The 17,398-nt window shown below is 53.8% G+C and carries 10 protein-coding genes and 3 rRNA genes; 1 reads left to right on the forward strand and 12 read right to left on the reverse strand.

Annotated features, from left to right (window positions below; translation table 11 throughout):
• Positions 1–397 precede the first annotated feature (397 nt).
• The 12 genes from rrf to mrcB form a co-directional block, all read right to left on the reverse strand.
• Positions 398–513 (reverse strand): 5S ribosomal RNA (gene rrf / locus AOC04_RS16580).
• Between the two features lie 154 nt (positions 514–667).
• Positions 668–3,561: ribosomal RNA gene (locus AOC04_RS16585) — 23S ribosomal RNA — on the reverse strand.
• Between the two features lie 311 nt (positions 3,562–3,872).
• Positions 3,873–5,409 (reverse strand): 16S ribosomal RNA (locus AOC04_RS16590).
• The 16S, 23S and 5S rRNA genes sit together here, the layout of an rRNA operon.
• Before the next feature lie 479 nt (positions 5,410–5,888).
• Positions 5,889–6,503 carry a protein-methionine-sulfoxide reductase heme-binding subunit MsrQ gene (msrQ, locus tag AOC04_RS16595; protein WP_060695247.1) on the reverse strand — a complete coding sequence of 205 codons (615 nt, stop codon included), beginning with the start codon at positions 6,501–6,503 and terminating at the stop codon, positions 5,889–5,891.
• Positions 6,503–7,516: a protein-methionine-sulfoxide reductase catalytic subunit MsrP gene (gene msrP / locus AOC04_RS16600; RefSeq protein WP_060695249.1), complete on the reverse strand. Its 1,014-nt coding sequence runs from the start codon at positions 7,514–7,516 to the stop codon at positions 6,503–6,505. The genes msrQ and msrP overlap by 1 nt, the downstream gene beginning before the upstream one ends.
• A 63-nt stretch (positions 7,517–7,579) precedes the next feature.
• Entirely contained in the window at positions 7,580–8,437 is an 858-nt protein-coding gene (gene pssA, locus AOC04_RS16605) for a CDP-diacylglycerol--serine O-phosphatidyltransferase (RefSeq protein ID WP_060695251.1), read from the reverse strand.
• A 144-nt stretch (positions 8,438–8,581) separates the two neighbouring features.
• The gene (gene ilvC / locus AOC04_RS16610) at positions 8,582–9,598 is read right to left on the reverse strand and encodes a ketol-acid reductoisomerase (protein WP_060695253.1); all 1,017 of its coding nucleotides are present in this window, start codon (positions 9,596–9,598) and stop codon (positions 8,582–8,584) included.
• A 49-nt stretch (positions 9,599–9,647) separates the two neighbouring features.
• Positions 9,648–10,139: an acetolactate synthase small subunit gene (gene ilvN / locus AOC04_RS16615; protein ID WP_019410366.1), complete on the reverse strand. Its 492-nt coding sequence runs from the start codon at positions 10,137–10,139 to the stop codon at positions 9,648–9,650.
• 2 nt (positions 10,140–10,141) lie between these two features.
• Complete coding sequence (locus AOC04_RS16620) at positions 10,142–11,866, reverse strand: acetolactate synthase 3 large subunit (RefSeq protein ID WP_060696971.1); 1,725 nt, start codon at positions 11,864–11,866, stop codon at positions 10,142–10,144.
• Positions 11,867–12,298: 432 nt separating this feature from the next.
• Positions 12,299–12,628: a YqcC family protein gene (locus AOC04_RS16625; protein WP_060695255.1), complete on the reverse strand. Its 330-nt coding sequence runs from the start codon at positions 12,626–12,628 to the stop codon at positions 12,299–12,301.
• Entirely contained in the window at positions 12,628–13,365 is a 738-nt protein-coding gene (locus AOC04_RS16630; RefSeq protein ID WP_060695258.1) for a tetratricopeptide repeat protein, read from the reverse strand. Before AOC04_RS16630 ends, AOC04_RS16625 begins: the two co-directional genes overlap by 1 nt.
• Positions 13,366–13,381: 16 nt before the next feature.
• Positions 13,382–15,706 (reverse strand): penicillin-binding protein 1B, encoded by a 2,325-nt coding sequence (gene mrcB, locus AOC04_RS16635; protein ID WP_060695260.1) that lies wholly within the window; start codon positions 15,704–15,706, stop codon positions 13,382–13,384.
• Between the two features lie 117 nt (positions 15,707–15,823).
• Here mrcB and AOC04_RS16640 point away from each other — a divergent pair, with 117 nt between their 5' ends.
• A complete protein-coding gene (locus AOC04_RS16640; protein WP_060695262.1) occupies positions 15,824–17,380 on the forward strand; it encodes a bifunctional aminoglycoside phosphotransferase/ATP-binding protein in 1,557 nt (518 codons plus the stop codon).
• The last annotated feature ends 18 nt before the right edge of the window (positions 17,381–17,398 follow it).

Here is a 17,398-nt window from a genome sequence, read left to right on the forward strand (position 1 = left end):
GTGATGCTGATAATCTTGTTGACTATCAGTCTGACTCCACAAGCACCCACACGAATTGCTTGATTCAGTTGTTAAAGAGCGGTTGGTTAAGCTTTCGCTCAACCGAGGCGCGCATTCTACAGCAGCCTCTGTTGCTGTCAAGCGGTTATTTTAGGATGTTTTCAAAGTTTCCTTTGTAACATCAACCACTTGCGCTTTCGATCTCTCGTTAGCGGGAGGCGAATTCTACAGCGTTACACGCTGCTGTCAACACCTTAATTCCTGCTTCTTTCGATTGAGATAATCGACTCACTGACCAGGTAAACCTTGATCAGCGGCACAGACTTTATACAAAGCCTGTACTTATACAAAAACAAAATCCCCGTCTGCGTGAGCAGACAGGGATTTTGGAATTTAATCTTGACGATGACCTACTCTCACATGGGGAAACCCCACACTACCATCGGCGATGCATCGTTTCACTACTGAGTTCGGGATGGGATCAGGTGGTTCCAATGCTCTATGGTCGTCAAGAAATTCGGTAGCCAGCGCGTTTACCTTACGGTTAACGTTCCAGCGAATGGGTATGTAATAGATTTGTGTGTTACGCAAACTTTCGGTTTGTATCGTCTTCACACACCGCAACTTGCAGGCTTTGTATTCAAAGCGCAAATTGCTTGGGTGTTATATGGTCAAGCCTCACGGGCAATTAGTATTGGTTAGCTCAACGCCTCACAGCGCTTACACACCCAACCTATCAACGTCGTAGTCTTCGACGGCCCTTTAGGGAACTCAAGGTTCCAGTGAGATCTCATCTTAAGGCAAGTTTCCCGCTTAGATGCTTTCAGCGGTTATCTTTCCCGAACATAGCTACCCGGCAATGCCACTGGCGTGACAACCGGAACACCAGAGGTTCGTCCACTCCGGTCCTCTCGTACTAGGAGCAGCCCCTCTCAAATCTCAAACGTCCACGGCAGATAGGGACCGAACTGTCTCACGACGTTCTAAACCCAGCTCGCGTACCACTTTAAATGGCGAACAGCCATACCCTTGGGACCGGCTTCAGCCCCAGGATGTGATGAGCCGACATCGAGGTGCCAAACACCGCCGTCGATATGAACTCTTGGGCGGTATCAGCCTGTTATCCCCGGAGTACCTTTTATCCGTTGAGCGATGGCCCTTCCATACAGAACCACCGGATCACTAAGACCTACTTTCGTACCTGCTCGACGTGTCTGTCTCGCAGTCAAGCGCGCTTTTGCCTTTATACTCTACGACCGATTTCCGACCGGTCTGAGCGCACCTTCGTACTCCTCCGTTACTCTTTAGGAGGAGACCGCCCCAGTCAAACTACCCACCATACACTGTCCTCGATCCGGATAACGGACCTGAGTTAGAACCTCAAAGTTGCCAGGGTGGTATTTCAAGGTTGGCTCCATGCAGACTGGCGTCCACACTTCAAAGCCTCCCACCTATCCTACACAAGCAAATTCAAAGTCCAGTGCAAAGCTATAGTAAAGGTTCACGGGGTCTTTCCGTCTAGCCGCGGATACACTGCATCTTCACAGCGATTTCAATTTCACTGAGTCTCGGGTGGAGACAGCGCCGCCATCGTTACGCCATTCGTGCAGGTCGGAACTTACCCGACAAGGAATTTCGCTACCTTAGGACCGTTATAGTTACGGCCGCCGTTTACCGGGGCTTCGATCAAGAGCTTCGCGTTAGCTAACCCCATCAATTAACCTTCCGGCACCGGGCAGGCGTCACACCCTATACGTCCACTTTCGTGTTTGCAGAGTGCTGTGTTTTTAATAAACAGTCGCAGCGGCCTGGTATCTTCGACCGGCGTGGGCTTACGCAGTAAATGCTTCACCCTCACCGGCGCACCTTCTCCCGAAGTTACGGTGCCATTTTGCCTAGTTCCTTCACCCGAGTTCTCTCAAGCGCCTTGGTATTCTCTACCCAACCACCTGTGTCGGTTTGGGGTACGGTTCCTGGTTACCTGAAGCTTAGAAGCTTTTCTTGGAAGCATGGCATCAACCACTTCGTTAACTAAAAGTTAACTCGTCATCAGCTCTCGGCCTTAGAATCCCGGATTTACCTAAGATTCCAGCCTACCACCTTAAACTTGGACAACCAACGCCAAGCTGGCCTAGCCTTCTCCGTCCCTCCATCGCAATAACCAGAAGTACAGGAATATTAACCTGTTTTCCATCGACTACGCTTTTCAGCCTCGCCTTAGGGACCGACTAACCCTGCGTCGATTAACGTTGCGCAGGAAACCTTGGTCTTTCGGCGTGGGTGTTTTTCACACCCATTATCGTTACTCATGTCAGCATTCGCACTTCTGATACCTCCAGCAAGCTTCTCAACTCACCTTCACAGGCTTACAGAACGCTCCTCTACCGCATCATCCTAAGATGATACCCGTAGCTTCGGTGTATGGTTTGAGCCCCGTTAAATCTTCCGCGCAGGCCGACTCGACTAGTGAGCTATTACGCTTTCTTTAAAGGGTGGCTGCTTCTAAGCCAACCTCCTAGCTGTCTAAGCCTTCCCACATCGTTTCCCACTTAACCATAACTTTGGGACCTTAGCTGACGGTCTGGGTTGTTTCCCTTTTCACGACGGACGTTAGCACCCGCCGTGTGTCTCCCATGCTCGGCACTTGTAGGTATTCGGAGTTTGCATCGGTTTGGTAAGTCGGGATGACCCCCTAGCCGAAACAGTGCTCTACCCCCTACAGTGATACATGAGGCGCTACCTAAATAGCTTTCGAGGAGAACCAGCTATCTCCGAGCTTGATTAGCCTTTCACTCCGATCCACAGGTCATCCGCTAACTTTTCAACGGTAGTCGGTTCGGTCCTCCAGTTAGTGTTACCCAACCTTCAACCTGCCCATGGATAGATCGCCCGGTTTCGGGTCTATTCCCAGCGACTAGACGCCCTATTAAGACTCGCTTTCGCTACGCCTCCCCTATTCGGTTAAGCTTGCCACTGAAAATAAGTCGCTGACCCATTATACAAAAGGTACGCAGTCACCCAACAAAGTGGGCTCCCACTGCTTGTACGCATACGGTTTCAGGATCTATTTCACTCCCCTCTCCGGGGTTCTTTTCGCCTTTCCCTCACGGTACTAGTTCACTATCGGTCAGTCAGTAGTATTTAGCCTTGGAGGATGGTCCCCCCATATTCAGACAAAGTTTCTCGTGCTCCGTCCTACTCGATTTCACTGTAAAGATGTTTTCGCGTACAGGGCTATCACCCACTATGGCCGCACTTTCCAGAGCGTTCCGCTAACATCAATACAGCTTAAGGGCTGGTCCCCGTTCGCTCGCCACTACTAAGGGAATCTCGGTTGATTTCTTTTCCTCAGGGTACTTAGATGTTTCAGTTCCCCTGGTTCGCTTCTTAAGCCTATGTATTCAGCTTAAGATACCTAACTTATGCTAGGTGGGTTCCCCCATTCAGACATCTCCGGATCAAAGTCTGTTTGCCGACTCCCCGAAGCTTTTCGCAGGCTACCACGTCTTTCATCGCCTCTGACTGCCAAGGCATCCACCGTATGCGCTTCTTCACTTGACCATATAACCCCAAGCAATCTGGTTATACTATGAAGACGACATTCGCCGAAAATTCGCAATTACTCACAAATTTTACCTTAGCCTGAATAAACACCAGTGAAAGTGTCATCCAGTCTAACTTTCTATTACATACCCAAATTTTTAAAGAACGATCTAATCAAAAGATCAGAAATCAACATTCACCATCATCTGATGGAATGTTCATTTCTAAGCTTTACGATAGAGAAGCTACGTTTACCGTCGCTTCTACCGTCTTCTTCAATGAATCAAGCAATTCGTGTGGGAACTTATGGAGCAGCTGATGTCGTCGATTAAGGAGGTGATCCAGCCGCAGGTTCCCCTACGGCTACCTTGTTACGACTTCACCCCAGTCATGAATCACACCGTGGTAACCGTCCTCCCGAAGGTTAGACTAGCTACTTCTGGTGCAACCCACTCCCATGGTGTGACGGGCGGTGTGTACAAGGCCCGGGAACGTATTCACCGTGACATTCTGATTCACGATTACTAGCGATTCCGACTTCACGCAGTCGAGTTGCAGACTGCGATCCGGACTACGATCGGTTTTATGGGATTAGCTCCACCTCGCGGCTTGGCAACCCTTTGTACCGACCATTGTAGCACGTGTGTAGCCCAGGCCGTAAGGGCCATGATGACTTGACGTCATCCCCACCTTCCTCCGGTTTGTCACCGGCAGTCTCCTTAGAGTGCCCACCATTACGTGCTGGTAACTAAGGACAAGGGTTGCGCTCGTTACGGGACTTAACCCAACATCTCACGACACGAGCTGACGACAGCCATGCAGCACCTGTCTCAATGTTCCCGAAGGCACCAATCTATCTCTAGAAAGTTCATTGGATGTCAAGGCCTGGTAAGGTTCTTCGCGTTGCTTCGAATTAAACCACATGCTCCACCGCTTGTGCGGGCCCCCGTCAATTCATTTGAGTTTTAACCTTGCGGCCGTACTCCCCAGGCGGTCAACTTAATGCGTTAGCTGCGCCACTAAGAGTTCAAGACTCCCAACGGCTAGTTGACATCGTTTACGGCGTGGACTACCAGGGTATCTAATCCTGTTTGCTCCCCACGCTTTCGCACCTCAGTGTCAGTATCAGTCCAGGTGGTCGCCTTCGCCACTGGTGTTCCTTCCTATATCTACGCATTTCACCGCTACACAGGAAATTCCACCACCCTCTACCATACTCTAGCTTGCCAGTTTTGGATGCAGTTCCCAGGTTGAGCCCGGGGATTTCACATTCAACTTAACAAACCACCTACGCGCGCTTTACGCCCAGTAATTCCGATTAACGCTTGCACCCTCTGTATTACCGCGGCTGCTGGCACAGAGTTAGCCGGTGCTTATTCTGTCGGTAACGTCAAAACACTAACGTATTAGGTTAATGCCCTTCCTCCCAACTTAAAGTGCTTTACAATCCGAAGACCTTCTTCACACACGCGGCATGGCTGGATCAGGCTTTCGCCCATTGTCCAATATTCCCCACTGCTGCCTCCCGTAGGAGTCTGGACCGTGTCTCAGTTCCAGTGTGACTGATCATCCTCTCAGACCAGTTACGGATCGTAGCCTTGGTGAGCCATTACCTCACCAACTAGCTAATCCGACCTAGGCTCATCTGATAGCGCAAGGCCCGAAGGTCCCCTGCTTTCTCCCGTAGGACGTATGCGGTATTAGCGTCCGTTTCCGAACGTTATCCCCCACTACCAGGCAGATTCCTAGGTATTACTCACCCGTCCGCCGCTCTCAAGAGGTGCAAGCACCTCTCTACCGCTCGACTTGCATGTGTTAGGCCTGCCGCCAGCGTTCAATCTGAGCCATGATCAAACTCTTCAGTTCAAACATCTTTGGGTTTTTAAGAAACCCTAAACTTGGCTCAGCAATCGTTGGTTACATCTTTGATTTCTCGCGGAGTAACTTGTGATGCTGATAATCTTGTTGACTATCAGTCTGACTCCACAAGCACCCACACGAATTGCTTGATTCAGTTGTTAAAGAGCGGTTGGTTAAGCTTTCGCTCAACCGAGGCGCGCATTCTACAGCAGCCTCTGTTGCTGTCAAGCGGTTATTTTAGGATGTTTTCAAAGTTTCCTTTGTAACATCAACCACTTGCGCTTTCGATCTCTCGTTAGCGGGAGGCGAATTCTACAGCGTTACACGCTGCTGTCAACACCTCATTTCCTGCTTCGATGACTTGAAGCTGACACTGCCGAAGAACCGTCCAACTCATTGAAACTCAAGGAGTTTTCCGTTTCGACTGCGCTGGAAGTGGGCGAATTATAGGCCGTTAGAATTTTGAGTCAAGGACTAATTCAGATTTAGACCACCGATACCGGCTTCTTCTTATATAGGCGAGGAATTCGGCGCATAACTGCAGGAATGCGCAGCAGTAGCAGGCAAATACCTATAAAGGCGTAGATTGACCATTCCTTGAGGTCAGCCCGCACAATCCAAAGCATATGCAGCAAACCAAGCCCCAAAATCACATAGACCAGACGATGGAGCTTCTTCCACCGCCCCCCCAAACGCCTCTGGCTATAGCGGTTTGAAGTCACAGCCAATACCAGTAAACACAGAAACCCCAAACTCCCGACAATAATGTAGGGCCGCTTACGCAGCTCCACGCCCAGCTGCGACCAGTCGAATCCCAACACGAAGGCCAAATAGGCACACAGGTGCAAGACTACATACGCAAAACACCACAAACCTAATTGACGGCGCACGGCAATCCAGCCTGCCCAGCCAGTGAGCTTCTGCATTGGAGTCATACAGAGAGTCACCAACAGCAGAATCAACGTCCCCAATCCAAGCCGATCGACCAGCACCTTCCCCGGATCAGGCCCCAAAGCCAAACTCCAGGCTTCATACAGCCAAAATAGGGGCCAGACAGCAGCTGCAATAAAGACACTTAGACGCCACAGACCTGATCGCATCAGTAGTTCTTCCTCAGGTCGAGACCGGTATATAAAGAAGCAACATCATCGGCGTAACCGTTGAACATCTGGGTATCACGCACATTCGGGCTAAACAGACTGCTCGGTAAACGCCGCTCACGCGCCTGAGTCCAGCGCGGATGATCGACTTGCGGATTCACATTAGCGTAGAAACCGTATTCATCCGCAGCAATGCTTTGCCATGTAGTCTTGGGCTGCTCCTCGACCAGACTGATCCGCACAATCGACTTAACGCTTTTAAAACCATACTTCCAAGGCACCACCAAACGCAACGGTGCGCCATTTTGATTGGGCAATTCGCGCCCATACATGCCCACTGCCAGTATCGCCAACGGATTCATGGCCTCATCCAGCCGCAAGCCTTCGACATAGGGCCAGTCAATCAACGCAAAACCTGAGCGCTGCCCCGGCATGACCTTTGGATCCTGCAAGGTTTCAAAACGTATGTATCGGGCTTTAGAGGTCGGCTCCACTTGCTTGAGCAATACAGAAATTGGAAAGCCGATCCACGGGATCACCATTGACCAGGCTTCAACGCAGCGCAATCGGTAAATCCGCTCCTCCAACTGGTAAGGCTTCATAAAGTCTTCGAGGGCGTATCGCCCTGGTTTACCCACCTCTCCATCCACCACTACAGTCCAGGGCTCTGTTTTCAAAGCACCCGCGTTCTGGGCTGGATCGCCCTTATCAGTGCCGAACTCGTAAAAATTGTTGTAATGGGTTGCATCCTTGAAGGGCGTAATCGCCTCGTCCTTGACCGTGACTGCCTGCCACTTGGTCTGCGGCAGTTTCTCGGCAAACCAGCCCGGCGCCTTGCCCGACTCTACACCGGCATAGCGTGCTGCATCATCTGCATTCGCCCAGCGCGGAATTGCACCCACAGCCAATCCGGCAAGGGAACTACCCAGTAGCGCACGACGGGATAAATAGAAAGGTTCAGGCGTAACGTCCGACTCTTTGCAGTCGGACGCTTTAGGCAGCTTGATGAGCATGACAACTCCGTAGTATTGGAGGACTGATGCACCAATAGACTACGGAGTTCGGTAGAAATTACATCACTCTGCGGCTTTGTAACGGCGCAGACGCAACAAATACTGGATCGGGCCCGAGGCGGCATAGGCCAGGAAAGCCAGCAACAAGATGCGCGGCGGATCGCTGAACACAACAGCGAATACCAGGACCACAGCCAGGATCGCTACAAAAGGAACGCGCCCTTTCAAGTCCAGCTCTTTAAAGCTGTTGTACTTGATATTACTGACCATCAGCATGCCCGCGGCAGCTACTAGCAAGGCCACCAGGAACGACATTTTCGAACCCTGAATTCCGTAATCGCTGAACGCCCAGACAATACCCGCCACCACACCCGCCGCAGCCGGGCTGGCCAGACCAATGAAGTAACGCTTGTCAGCTGTTCCGACTTGCGTATTAAAACGCGCCAGACGCAACGCGGCACCCGCTACATAAATGAATGCCACCATCCAGCCAACCTTACCCATATCTCCCAATGCCCAGCCGAAAGCCAGCAAGGCGGGTGCAACACCAAAGGCAACCATGTCCGACAAGGAGTCGTATTCGGCACCAAACGCACTTTCGGTGTTAGTCATACGGGCAACACGACCATCAAGACCATCCAGCACCATCGCGACAAAAATCGCAATTGCCGCAAATGCAAAATACTTGCTGGCACCAGCAGCATCGCCCGCACTCATTGCGCTTTGGGCGCTCATGGAACTGATGATGGAATAAAAACCGGCGAAGAGGTTCGCCGTAGTGAACAGGTTCGGCAACAGATAGATACCACGATGCCGGACTTTGCGGCCTTCAGCGTCATGCCCTTCTTCGACATGCTCATCGATAGGCAGCAGGCTATCGGCGTCAGAAGCCTGTTTTGGCTCTTCGGGACGTTCGCTCATGGACATTACCTTGCAACGATATGAAAAGTTTCAGTAGAGGTCTGCGGATCGACACTGATCCGCAAACGATCCTGCTTTATACCAGAAGCCGCTGCTTAAACGAAAAAACGCGGCCTAGGCCGCGTTTTCTTCATACGCTTTTACTTAGTTCTTTTCTTTGTCGACAATCTTGTTCGCGCCGATCCAAGGCATCATCGAGCGCAATTGGCCGCCGATAACTTCGATACCGTGAGCCGCGTTGTTACGACGCTTGGCGGTCATCGACGGGTAGCCAGTAGCGCCCTCGGAGATGAACATCTTCGCGTACTCACCATCCTGAATGCGCTTCAGAGCGTTGCGCATTGCCTGACGGGATTCAGCGTTGATGATTTCCGGACCAGTCACGTACTCGCCGTACTCGGCGTTGTTGGAGATCGAGTAGTTCATGTTGGCGATACCGCCTTCGTACATGAGGTCAACGATCAACTTCAACTCGTGCAAGCACTCGAAGTAAGCCATTTCCGGGGCATAGCCCGCTTCAACCAGCGTTTCAAAACCGGCTTTGACCAGCTCAACAGTACCGCCACACAGAACAGCCTGCTCACCGAACAGGTCGGTTTCAGTCTCGTCCTTGAAGGTAGTTTCAATGATGCCGGTACGACCGCCGCCCACGCCGGCTGCGTACGACAGCGCTACGTTTTTGGCGTTACCGGAAGCATCCTGGTAGATCGCGATCAGGTCAGGAATACCGCCGCCTTTGACGAACTCGGAGCGCACGGTGTGGCCCGGTGCTTTTGGCGCGATCATGATCACGTCAAGGTCAGCACGCGGAACAACCTGGTTGTAATGGATCGCGAAGCCATGGGAGAAGGCCAGCGTGGCGCCCTTCTTGATGTTCGGCTCGATTTCGTCCTTGTACAGCGCAGACTGGAACTCGTCCGGGGTCAGAATCATGACCAGGTCAGCAGCGGCAACAGCGCTGGCAACGTCAGTTACTTTCAGACCATGAGCTTCGGCCTTGGCAACAGTTGCCGAACCTTTACGCAGACCAACAGTAACATCTACGCCGGAGTCTTTAAGGTTGCACGCCTGGGCGTGACCCTGGGAACCGTAACCGATAATGGCTACTTTCTTGCCCTGGATGATCGAAAGGTCGCAGTCTTTGTCGTAATAAACTTTCATGATTTTCCCTTATATCCAGGCCATTCAGGCCATTTACTAATTGTTAGATTTAGATGCTGAGTACTTTGTCGCCACGAGCTATGCCCGTGACGCCACTACGAACCGTTTCCAGGATCGACGCGGTACCAATCGACTGAATGAAGCTGTCGAGCTTGTCACTTGTGCCGGTCAATTGCACGGTATAGACACTGGCGCTGACATCAACGATCTGCCCACGGAAAATATCCGTCGTACGCTTGATTTCTGCGCGCTGCGCACCTGTTGCCTTGACCTTGACCAACATCAGTTCACGCTCGATGTGAGCGCTCTCCGACAGGTCAACCAGTTTGACTACTTCGATCAGCTTGTTCAGGTTTTTGGTGATCTGTTCAATGACCTCATCGTGACCGACAGTGGTCAACGTCAGACGCGACAAGGTCGGGTCTTCAGTCGGCGCCACAGTCAGGCTTTCGATGTTGTAGTTACGTTGCGAGAAAAGACCGACAACGCGAGACAGGGCACCGGGTTCGTTTTCGAGAAGCAAGGAGATAATGTGCCGCATGATTAAGTACGCTCCGTCTTGCTCAGCCACATGTCACGCATGGAGCCATCTTTGATCTGCATCGGGTAAACGTGCTCACTGGTATCAACCTGTATATCCAGGAACACCAAGCGATCTTTCATGGCGAAGGCTTCTTCCATCTTCGGCTTCAGATCTTTCAGATCAGTGATGCGGATCCCGACATGCCCATAGGCCTCGGCCAGCTTGACGAAGTCAGGCAGCGACTCCATATAAGAGTGTGAATGGCGACTGCCGTAGTTCATGTCCTGCCACTGACGAACCATGCCAAGAACGCCATTGTTCAGGCTGATGATCTTTACTGGCAGGTCATACTGCAGGCAAGTCGACAACTCTTGAATGTTCATCTGAATACTGCCCTCGCCTGTCACGCAAGCAACGTCAGCGTCAGGAAAACTCAGTTTCACACCCATGGCAGCCGGGAAGCCGAACCCCATCGTGCCCAGACCGCCGGAGTTGATCCAGCGATTAGGCTTGTTGAATCGGTAATACTGAGCAGCAAACATCTGGTGCTGACCAACATCGGACGTTACATAAGCATCGCCCTTGGTCACTTCGCAGAGCATTTCGATTACGGCTTGTGGCTTGATCTTGCTCCCGTCACCCTTGTCGTAAGGGAACAACCCGCGGTCACCGCGCCATTCGTCGATTTGCTTCCACCAACTGGCAACCGCCTCGGCATCCGGCTTCTCGCCAATGTCCTTGAGGATCGCGACCATTTCGCTCATCACGCTCTCCACCGGACCTACAATCGGCACGTCTGCCTTGATGGTCTTGGAGATGGATGCAGGATCGATATCAACATGGATGATCTTGGCATTCGGGCAGAATTTGGAAGGGCCGTTAATGACACGGTCATCAAAGCGCGCACCGACCGCCAGAATCACGTCCGCGTTATGCATCGCCATGTTGGCCGTGTAGCTGCCATGCATGCCGAGCATGCCGACAAACTGACGATCAGTGCCAGGGTATGCCCCCAGGCCCATCAGCGTGTTGGTTACCGGAACGTTGAGCATTTTGGCCAGCTCAGTCAGAGGTGCCGAACCGCCGCCCAAAATAACGCCGCCGCCTGCGTACAGAACTGGACGCTTGGCCGCCAGAAGCATTTCGGCTGCTTTACGGATTTGCCCCGAATGGCCCCGTAGCGCCGGGCTATACGAGCGCAGCTTGGCTTTTTTCGGAAAAACGTATTCGAACTTTTCAGCCGGATTGGTCATATCTTTCGGGATATCGACCACGACCGGGCCAGGACGGCCGGATTGTGCAAGGTAGAACGCTTTTTTCATGACCTCCGGGATTTCCGAAGCATGCTTGATCATAAAGCTGTGCTTCACGATGGGCCGGGAGATACCGATCATGTCGGTTTCCTGGAAAGCATCGGTTCCAACCATGGTGCTGGGCACCTGGCCGGAAATGATCACCATCGGGATGGAGTCCATGTAGGCAGTCGCAATACCAGTAATGGCGTTGGTCGCACCCGGGCCGGAGGTAACCAGTACTACACCGGCTTTACCGGTAGCACGGGCATAGCCGTCTGCCATGTGGGTTGCAGCCTGTTCGTGACGAACCAGGATGTGGGTAACATCCGGCTCTTTGAACAATGCGTCGTATACGTGAAGGAGAGCACCGCCCGGGTACCCGTAGATATATTTGACACCTTCGTCGCGCAAAAAGCGGACGAGCATCTCACCGCCAGATAAAAGCTCCACGTTGTTCACCTCTAAAACGCCAGAATACCGTCCGTAAAAATTCGAACGGGTCTTAATAGGTTTACTTTTCAGCAGAGCATGAGCGACGGTGGTCGCCGACTACGTCAGCACTGACTGAGCAAGTATTGGGAGTTCCCCAAATGTTGCGGGGTTTTCCCACCCAGCGCGAGGTAACGCGTTGCGGGTGTTACAAGTCGGCGCGGGTGTGCGCCTCATGATCTGCTGAGAGAGCCTGCTTCTGGCAGTCCCTCTACAGCGGACTTTCGATTCTTCTGTTTCAGCCTCCCCAAGTCAAGCAGTAATTGCGCTTTTTTCCATCTAAGCGCATGAGAATGCAGGAGAAAGCGGCTTGAGGAGGGATAAAACTCGCCTAAATGGCGCAAAGTGGTAGAAATATGCGCGAGACTGCCGAAAAACCCGGCAGTCAGGCAATTAACCAGCGTTGACGATCAGTTGATCGAACTTTTTCAGCGCAGTGCGAAGCCCCAGGCTTTCCTGTGGCCGATCGGCATAAACCATCTCGGCCATCTCCAGAATCCCCGACACCGTTGGCAGTGGCAGGTCCTGCTCCAGGATTTGTTTCATCCTTGTCAGAAAAACCCACTGCAGCCACTGATGAAAGTCCAGGGTATCCACAGAAAAAGGCTCAACGCTGCTCAAGGCTTCGGGGCTGGGGGACACTTCATCCCACCACCCTTGCACACGCAACTCACGTTCGATGAGCAACAACTGGTCAGCAAGCGATGCAAAACGCGCATCCATCACAGACTCACCTTGGCCTTTTGACGAGCCAGTGCCGCGCCAGCTGCATCGCCCTGCTTCTCACGGGCCTGGGCAATCAAACCCCACAGGCTTGCCTGCAAGTCCGGACGTCCACTGGCGAAGGTCAGACCACGACGGGCAAACTGCTCTGCTTGAGCTGCATCGCCTTGAGCCATGCGTACCTGGGCAAGACGATACAATACTTGCGGCTCACGAGGCGCTACGCGTTGTGCCCGTTCCAGACTGGACGAAGCACCATTGAGGTCGCCACTCGATTGTTGCTGCTGAGCAGTCGTCAACAGCGCCAGCACCGGACCATCCAGCTGCTCATCGGCAGCGAGACCGCCACTGCTGGACGGAATGCCGCTCGCAGTGATCGGCGCAGGAGCTCTGTACGTCGTACTTGGCGTATAGCTGCCAGTTGTAATCGGAGCTGCGGCCGGGCCCGAAGTAATGGGCCCCGGTGTAAACGGCTGACTGCTGATCGGTGTCGAGACAGCTGCCCCGCCACCCGGGATCATCACAACCACACCCGAATCCTCGGTGATCGCCCGGGGCTGAGCTGTCCGTTGCGCCGTAGCCTTTGGATAATTATTCGCCGTACGCTGGGACGAAACGCGCTCGCTGTTCGATACCGGCACACCAGAGTCGACCACAGGGATCGAACCCTGCGGCACGCTGGCACAACCATTGAGCAAAGCCAGGGCTGAAACAGCCGGAATCCACCACTTATTCACGTCAAACCCTCTTTGCTTAATTCAACCAGCCCTTGACCCAATCCATCACGGCATCGCCTGTCGCAGGCGCCTGGGCGCCACAACTGGCCCCCGCAGGTGGCTCACTGCCGCGAATATACGGCATCTGCACCGCGCCAGGGCAGCTGGCATCAGAGCCCTGCCCTGTATGCGGGTCAATCCAGGCCTGAACAATGTTATCGGGCTGTGGCATATCAAGCGGCAACGGATCGGCTTTATTCATAAAGCTGGTCCATACCTGCAAGGCGCCAGTGGCTCCGGTGAACGGCGTTTTGCCATTGTCATCGCGCCCCAGCCAGACCACCGCCAGCAAGTCCTGGCTAAACCCTGCAAACCAGCTGTCACGGGAATCGTTACTGGTACCGGTCTTGCCCGCCAGCGCGAGGCTTTTAGGCAACACGTTATAGACAGAGCGCCCCGTACCTTCGCGCATTACATGCTGCATGGCGTTCTGAATGAGGTAGATAGAGCCCGGATCGAAGCGCTGCTGGATCTGGAACGGATAGCGTTTGAGCGGCTGACCTTCTGCCGTCAATACACTGCGGATCCCGCGCATCGGCGTATTGAAGCCGCCGTTGGCCAGCGTCTGATACATCGTCGCCACCTCCATCGGGCTCAGCGCGCCAGCACCCAGCAGCATGGACGGGAATGCAGGGAACTGACGTTCAACGCCGAGTCGCGCCAAGGTCTTGAGCACATTAGGCACGCCAACTTCCTGACCCAACCGGACTGTGCCCAGGTTGTAGGAGTTCATCATCGACTGATACAGAAAAATCGTCCCGTGAGAGCGACGGTCATAGTTCTGAGGCTTCCATATCTGCCCGTCAGCGCCTTTGATCGACAGCGGGTCATCCGACAGCCAACTGGTCAGCGTGTACTGGCTAGGCCGCTCAAGTGCCGTGAGATACACCGCAGGCTTGATCAGCGAGCCGATCGGACGAACCGCATCCAGCGCACGGTTGAACCCCGCGAAGCCGGGTACGCGACTGCCAATAAGCGCCTGAACTTCGCCGGTTTCCGGGTTAGTCACCACCATCGCGGCTTCAACCTCATCAGACCCCTTGCGCCCGGCAAGGCGTTTAAAGGTCTCACCGACGGCAGCTTCCGACTTCATCTGCAGGATCGGGTCGAAGCTGGTGAAAATGCGCAGCCCCTCCTCGGTCAAATCTTCATCGCGATAATCTTCACGCAGCTGACGCTTGACCAGATCCAGGAAACCCGGGAACGAACTGTCTGCAAGACTGCCGCGCTTGGTCACGCCCAATGGCATCTTCTTGGCCGCGGCCACCTGTTCAGCCGTGGCAACGCCCTGCTGCTCCAGCAGGTCAAGCACCAGATTGCGGCGTTCCAGCGCACGTTCAGGGTAACGACGCGGGTTATAGGCCGAAGGCCCTTTGACCATACCTACCAACAATGCCACCTGATGCAACTTAAGCTCGGCCAGGGGCTGGCTGAAGAAAAACTGACTGGCCAGGCCAAAGCCGTGCACGGCGCGCTGCCCGTCCTGACCGACAAATACTTCGTTCAGATACGCTTCCAGGATCTCGCGCTTGTCGTAATGCAGTTCCAGCAGCAACGCCATCATGGCCTCAGTCAGCTTGCGACTCAGGCTACGTTCGTTGGTCAGGTAGAAGTTTTTGACCAACTGCTGGGTCAAGGTACTGCCACCCTGACGCATTTGCCCGGACGATGTGTTCACCCACATGGCACGGGCGATCGATTTCGGCGACACGCCAAAGTGATGATAGAAGTCCCGGTCTTCTACGGTTACCAACGTGTCCAGCAGGAACGGAGGCGCCTGATCAATGTTGATCAGGATGCGGTCCTCAAGGTTCTTCGGATAAAGGCCGCCAATCAGCAACGGCTCCAGGCGCACTACTGGCAATTTGGAACCGTTGATCGACGAAAGCTCTGCAACGTAGTCACCAGAGAACCGAACCCGCACCGGCTGTGCTTGTTCAGCGCCTTCATAGAACTGGAAACCCCGCGTGTTGAGATCAACAGTATTGCCATTAACCGCAGCAACACCGGGCCCACTGACAGCGCTTTCGCGACGATAGCCCAGAGCATCGAGTTCTGTAAGGAAGTCGTTCTTGCTCAGTTTCTGGCCGACGAACAGCTCGAGCGGGCGAGCGTAAACCTTGGCAGGGATGGTCCAGCGCTTGCCGGAGAACTTCTCCTGGACGATGGCATCGAGGTACATGGCAAAACCTGCCAGCACTACCAGGCCAACCAGACTGAGCTTGAGAGCCCAGCCCAGCCAAGGGCGCAGGCCGCCAGAAGGAGGTTTTTTACGGGAACGAGGAGATCGGGTACGAGTCATGGCGCGAGATTATACGCACTTTGTTCATGTTCATCATGCGCAGCCCGGCGGTTTGCACTACCGCTGTCAGCAGCCATAATGGCGACCATTAATTTTCTAAACCTTGAAGGATCAACCGTGAGCCAGAACCTGATTGCTGCCCTGAAGAACCCGGCCCTTTACCCGCATCAAGTCGATGGATTTCAGGTAATCGAGACGCACATCTCCTGGGTCATTCTCACCGGACCTTACGCCTACAAGATGAAAAAACCGGTCAACTTCGGCTTTCTTGACTTTACCGGGCTCAGCGCACGCGAGCACTTCTGTAATGAAGAGCTACGTTTGAACCAGCGGCTGACAGAAGGCCTGTACCTTGAGGTACTGCCGATTACCGGCACCGCTGAAGCGCCGGTTCTAGGCGGCGAAGGCCCTGCGCTGGAGTACGTTCTGAAAATGCGCCAGTTCCCGCAAAGCCAGTTGCTGAGCACCTTGCAAGCCAATAGCGAACTGACGGCTGCGCATATCGACCAAATGGCCCAGCAAATCGCCCGCTTCCATAGCCAGGCGCCGCATGTCCCTCTGGAGCACTACCAAGGCTCACCCGAAGCAGTGATGGACCCGGTCCGCCAGAATTTCGAGCAAATTCGCCCATTCCTTTCAGACAAAGCCGACTTGCAGCAACTGGATGCGCTCCAAGCCTGGGCAGAGGCAAGCTTTACCCGCCTGAAGCCGCTTTTCGAGCAGCGCAAGGCTGAAGGTTTTATTCGTGAATGCCACGGTGATATTCACTTGGGCAACGCCACCATTATTGATGGCAAGGTCGTCATCTTCGACTGCATCGAATTCAACGAGCCGTTCCGCTTTACCGATGTGTACGCCGACGCGGCTTTTCTGGCGATGGACCTTGAAGACCGTGGCTTGAAATCACTGGCCCGACGCTTCGTCAGCCAGTACCTGGAGCTGACCGGCGACTATCAGGGGCTTGAGCTGCTGAACTTCTACAAGGCCTACCGCGCACTGGTTCGCGCCAAAGTCAGCCTGTTCAGCATGCCGGCAGAAGCCAGCCCGGTTCAACGTAAAGCCACCCTGCAGCAATATCGCAAGTACGCCAACCTGGCAGAGAGCTACAGCACTATTCCTTTTCGCTTCATGACCATTACCCACGGCGTATCGGCTGTAGGCAAAAGCTCCGTGGCCATGCGTCTGGTCGAGTCTCTGGGGGCCATTCGTTTACGCTCAGACGTTGTTCGCAAGCAACTGTTCGGCGAGCAAACCGCCGAAAATGCGGTAGGCGATGGCATCTATAACGCGGATGCCAGCGTTGCAACCTACAACAAGCTCCATGAGCTGGCCGGGATCGTACTGCGCGCAGGTTTCCCGGTGGTAATTGATGCCACCTACCTCAAGCGTGATCAGCGCGATGCTGCCGCCAAAGTGGCAGAGGCCACCGGCGTGCCCTGCCTGATCCTCGACTGCACCGCGCCAGACGCAGTGATCGAAGGCTGGCTGGCCCATCGCCAAAGCATTGGTACCGACCCATCAGACGCGACCATTGAAGTGGTCAAGGCACAGCAAGTGAGCCGCGAGGCGTTGGGCGCGGATGAAGTCCTGCGTAGCAAGCGCGTGGAAACCCATAACAGTAAAAGTCTCGACACCCTGATTGCTGACATCCGCCAGCGCCTGCCAGGCTTGTAATTACTCTGGCGCGCCGTG

Source organism: Pseudomonas versuta, assembly GCF_001294575.1.
GTDB classification, from domain to species: domain Bacteria; phylum Pseudomonadota; class Gammaproteobacteria; order Pseudomonadales; family Pseudomonadaceae; genus Aquipseudomonas; species Aquipseudomonas versuta.

Coding starts and splice junctions, on each gene's coding strand:
- mrcB (WP_060695260.1), bottom strand. CDS start 15,706: ATGACTCGTACCCGATCTCCTCGTTCCCGTAAAAAACCTCCTTCTGGC.
- ilvN (WP_019410366.1), bottom strand. CDS start 10,139: ATGCGGCACATTATCTCCTTGCTTCTCGAAAACGAACCCGGTGCCCTG.
- ilvC (WP_060695253.1), bottom strand. CDS start 9,598: ATGAAAGTTTATTACGACAAAGACTGCGACCTTTCGATCATCCAGGGC.
- msrQ (WP_060695247.1), bottom strand. CDS start 6,503: ATGCGATCAGGTCTGTGGCGTCTAAGTGTCTTTATTGCAGCTGCTGTC.
- msrP (WP_060695249.1), bottom strand. CDS start 7,516: ATGCTCATCAAGCTGCCTAAAGCGTCCGACTGCAAAGAGTCGGACGTT.
- pssA (WP_060695251.1), bottom strand. CDS start 8,437: ATGAGCGAACGTCCCGAAGAGCCAAAACAGGCTTCTGACGCCGATAGC.
- AOC04_RS16625 (WP_060695255.1), bottom strand. CDS start 12,628: ATGGATGCGCGTTTTGCATCGCTTGCTGACCAGTTGTTGCTCATCGAA.